Source organism: Streptococcus infantis ATCC 700779, assembly GCF_000187465.1.
Lineage (GTDB): Bacteria > Bacillota > Bacilli > Lactobacillales > Streptococcaceae > Streptococcus > Streptococcus infantis.
In genome coordinates this window covers 1-1,274 of record NZ_GL732442.1, presented here as the reverse complement: position 1 = coordinate 1,274, position 1,274 = coordinate 1, and the positions used below count along the sequence as shown (strand labels likewise).

Here is a 1,274-nt window from a genome sequence, read left to right as displayed (position 1 = left end):
TTACTTCCAGCCTCCATCACATCATCCACACTGCCATCTAGATTCTTCGCAAAAGCACTGATATTATCTGCTATATGTGTTAGCTTACCTCCTTCAAAAGGAATGGAGCCTGTCGCTGGTTGTAATTGTTTTAGGGGATTTAAACTAAATCTCTGAGCCGCTTCACTAAGAACATTATCCGCATGGCGTAAACCATCGCTTAAAGCGTCTGCCGAATTCGATAGAATCTTACTTGGGCGAAGATTATCAAGCTGTTTGCCATAGGTTTTCAGCTGGGAAATCATATTATCTGTCAACCCCTTGGTGCTCTTCAGAATCCCTTTAAGGTTATCAAGGTTCTTAATTCCTTGCTCCACTCCTTCTTTTATACCTGTTTTAAGACTGGTCTTGACAGCAGTGAGTCCTGCGGTCTTTCCTGTCTTGGCTAAGCCACTTAGATATTTACCGGCTGGGATTAAGTCAAACAGGGCAAAGGCTCCTCGCATGCCTCGCTCGGTATTGTCCAACTCGCGACCTGTCCCCCAGTCCTTACCAGAAGCAGCTGAATACATATCAGCACTAGCTACAACGACACTCGCAACTGCTCCAGCTGGGGGACAGAAAATGGTCAAGACAACCACTCCTACTCCAAGAGCGATATCTCGCCACATCTCTATATTGGCTTTCTCGTCATCAATCGAGACATACTCAAAAGATCGAGTATGATGCATCGCCATCAGATATTGATCCTGGGTCAGCTTGTGGTCTTTATAATCCTTGCTTTTCTTGAATTCCTCATAGCTTTTCTGCAGTGTTGCCTTATAGGGACTGTCAACCTTGTAGAGTTCATCAATCCCTATCTCACGTGGGGTGACTTCCTTGGTGCCGACAGGATGGCCATAGGGATCTTTCACAGGCTCGATGCGCTTATAGCCAACCTTGTTTGTTGTTTTGTACTGTTGAATGCTTAGGGCTTCTAGCTTAGCCCCCACCTTGTCCATAGCCTCATAGAAGGGTTGGTCAATTTTATTCTTGATATAGTTGTTTACATTCTCAGCATAGCGTTCTAGGGTGGAGAGTTTAGATTGCAGTGTTTGGGCGGTACTGGTTTCATCATGGTAGGTATAAGAGACAACACCATCCGTGTCCCTTTCCTTGATCATTTGCTGGACTTTCTCTGAAATCTTGACCAAGTCTTCCACTCGTTTAGCAAATCCGGTTGAAGTTGTCCCGGTGCTATAGGGACCTGCTTGGGCATTGGTGTAATTCCCATAACCACTACTAGAGACTGTGAC

General features: G+C 45.3%; 1 protein-coding gene. It reads right to left on the bottom strand.

What is annotated here, in order from left to right:
- A partial coding sequence (locus HMPREF9423_RS11645; RefSeq protein ID WP_006149557.1) for a pre-toxin TG domain-containing protein occupies positions 1-1,274 on the bottom strand: 1,274 nt, incomplete at both ends.